A 3,085-nucleotide genomic window follows, 5' to 3' on the forward strand; every position below is an offset into this window, starting at 1 on the left:
ATCTTCCCTGAGCTACGATTAGGATAGAAATTCCCCAAGTTCCTATTTAGCTTTGAAGCATTGATTCAGTCTGAGACCTTAGAACTCCTAGAATGGCCGCGCCTGTGCCAGCACCTAGCAACATTTGCTGGGACCAAGCTGGGAGCGATCGCTGCCGGTGACCTCCAAATTCCTGAGACGTTGGAGCAGACACTGGTGCTGCTTGCTCAAACCAAAGAAGTCTATGAATTAGAAAATCAGGGACTCATGACCCTGACCTTCGATGGTATCCATAATATTGGGGACTCCCTAGAACGGGCGGACTTGCATGGCATTTTATCTGCCGAGGAACTGCTGGCGATCGCCACTACCCTCTCCGGTGCCAGACAACTGCGACGCACCATCGACGATCATCCCCAATTGTCCGTCCTCAACCGTCTAGTTGGCGATCTGCGAACCTATCCAGAAATCGAACAGGAAATCCATCGCTGCATCGACGATCGCGCTCAAGTGGCCGATCGCGCCAGCACCCTGTTAGGAGAAATTCGTCAGCGTCAGCACTCGGTCCGCGACCAGATTTATCAGAAATTGCAGAGCATCTTGCAACGGCATAGCAACGCCGTTCAAGAACAACTGATCACCAAACGGAGCGATCGCTTTGTGATCCCCGTGAAATCTCCCCAAAAAGATGCCATTCCCGGCATCGTTCACGATAGTTCCACGAGTGGCGCTACCCTCTATGTAGAACCCCATAGCATCGTTGAGTTCAACAACAAGGCGCGGGTCCTGCTGCGGCAAGAAAAAGCCGAAGAAGAGGCGATTTTGCGGGCATTAACCGCCAAAATTACCGAAGTCGTCGAAGATTTAGAGCGATTATTGGCGATCGTCACCATCCTCGATCTGGCAACCGCCCGTGCAAGGTACAGTTACTGGTTAAATGCTAACCCCCCGACCTTTATTAGCCGAGGGTCAGAAGCCGAAACCATTACCCTGCGGCAACTACGCCATCCCCTCCTCATCTGGCAACAACAGCATGAACAGGGAAATGCCGTAGTTCCCATTGATTTAATTGTCCAACCCCAAATCCGGGTTGTTGCCATTACCGGACCCAACACTGGGGGAAAAACCGTCACCCTGAAAACCTTGGGGTTAGGGGTACTCATGGCAAAAGTCGGGTTATTTATTCCCGCCCGAGAACCTGTGGAACTGCCTTGGTTTGACTTTGTACTGGCGGATATTGGTGACGAACAGTCCCTGGAACAAAGTCTTTCGACCTTTTCCGGTCATATTCGCCGGATTAGCCGGATTTTAGGAAGTTGTACCCCAGAGTCTCTGGTGTTACTGGATGAAGTGGGGGCTGGAACTGACCCCACCGAAGGCAGTGCCTTGGCGATCGCCCTGTTGCATGATCTGGCGGATTGCGCCCAGTTAACCATCGCCACCACCCACTATGGCGAACTCAAGGCCCTCAAATATGAAGACGATCGCTTTGAAAATGCCTCGGTTGAGTTTGATGAAGCGACCTTACAACCCACCTATCGCTTACTCTGGGGGATTCCGGGCCGTTCTAATGCCTTAACCATTGCGCGCCGTCTCGGGTTGAAGTCTGAAATTGTCGATCACGCCGGGAATTTAGTCGCACCCAGTGGCACCCAAGACGTGGATCGGGTGATTGCTGGGTTGGAAAATCAACGCAAACAGCAGGAAACCAAGGCCAAAGAAGCGGGTCAATTGCTGGGAGAAACTGAACGCCTGTATCGGGAAGTCGCGGATAAAGCGCAGTCTTTGAAAGAACGGGAACGGCAACTCCAGCAGTCCCAAGAACGGGCTGTTTCAGAGGCGATCGCGGTTGCGAAGCAAGAAATTGCCCAAGTGATTCGGCGCTTACAACAAGGCAACGTGACTGGACAAGATGCCAATCAAGCAACCCAGGAGTTACAGGGAATTGCGGAAAAACATCTCCCATCGCGACAGCAAAAAGCCGCCAAACCGAAACCGGGATTTCGTCCCAAACCGGGCGATCGGGTGCGGATTCCCCAAATTGGACAAACCGGCGAAGTTCTGGCAGTGGGGGAAGGAGATCTGGAAGTTACCGTGCGATTTGGACTGATGAAAATGACTGTAGGGATTACGGAAATTGAATCCCTGGATGGTCAAAAAGTGGAACTCCCGCCCAAAAAACCAGCATCCACCCAAACCACGAAAGTCTCCCCGGCAGCAGCAGCAGCGACGGAAAAGGTGGCAACCCAAGCCCCAATCGTCCGCACCTCCAGAAACAACCTGGATATCCGAGGGGCCCGAGTTGCCGATGCGGAAATGGAATTAGAACAGGCGATCGCTCAACAAATTCCCCTAGGCGGTGCCTTATGGATTGTTCACGGCAAAGGAACGGGTAAGTTGCGCCAAGGGGTGCATGAGTTCTTGAAACAACATCCCCAAATTAGTCACTACGAACTCGCCACTCAAAATGAAGGCGGTTCCGGTGTTACAATTGCGTATCTTAAATAGGGAATGGTCGTTGGTCATTGGTCGTTGGTCATTGGTCATTGGTCGTTGGTCATTGGTCATTGGTCATTGGTCGTTGGGGGAGATGTTCGTAACTTCCCCCTTTTGTAGTAACGACTTCAGTCGTTCCTCCCCATCCCCCATCCCCTTACAAGAGTAGGGTTTTTACGCTCATGGTGATTTGCCTTTCTATTAACTTCAGCGACGGTCCCCTCCCCTTGGCAAGGTCCGGGTTAGGGTGGGGTTTTCGTGCCGTGGCAAAGCCACGTCACGCACTCACTGGAGGCGATCGCGCCTGTATGGAGGCTCGTCCAACCTCTTTCTACGCGCAAGTGCGATCGCACTTGCGCGTGGACACTCCACCCACCTCTTTCTTCGTGACGTGCGATCGCACGTCACTATGACCCCACCCTAACCCTCCCCTTGCTAAGGGGAGGGGACCGGAAGTAAAAAACCTACTCTTGTAAGATCCTTAATCCCTCCCATCTCCCCCACCCACCCACCCAATGACCAATGACCAATGACCAATGACCAATGACCAATGACCAATGACCAATGACCAATGACCAATGACCAATGACCAATGACCAATGACCAATGA

The 3,085-nt window shown here is 52.4% G+C and carries 2 protein-coding genes; both read left to right on the forward strand.

What is annotated here, in order from left to right:
• Nucleotides 1-60: 60 nt before the first annotated feature.
• The gene (locus J0895_RS09970) at nucleotides 61-2,487 is read left to right on the forward strand and encodes an endonuclease MutS2 (RefSeq protein WP_207087949.1); all 2,427 of its coding nucleotides are present in this window, start codon (nucleotides 61-63) and stop codon (nucleotides 2,485-2,487) included.
• A 170-nt stretch (nucleotides 2,488-2,657) separates the two neighbouring features.
• A complete protein-coding gene (locus J0895_RS09975) occupies nucleotides 2,658-2,888 on the forward strand; it encodes a hypothetical protein (protein ID WP_207087950.1) in 231 nt (76 codons plus the stop codon).
• Nucleotides 2,889-3,085: the final 197 nt, after the last annotated feature.

This window comes from Phormidium pseudopriestleyi FRX01 (assembly GCF_017313335.1).
Taxonomy (GTDB): Bacteria; Cyanobacteriota; Cyanobacteriia; order Cyanobacteriales; family Laspinemataceae; genus Laspinema; species Laspinema pseudopriestleyi.

Excerpts from the sequence above, each read along its gene's own strand:
- J0895_RS09975 (WP_207087950.1), top strand. The coding sequence starts at position 2,658 with ATGGTGATTTGCCTTTCTATTAACTTCAGCGACGGTCCCCTCCCCTTG.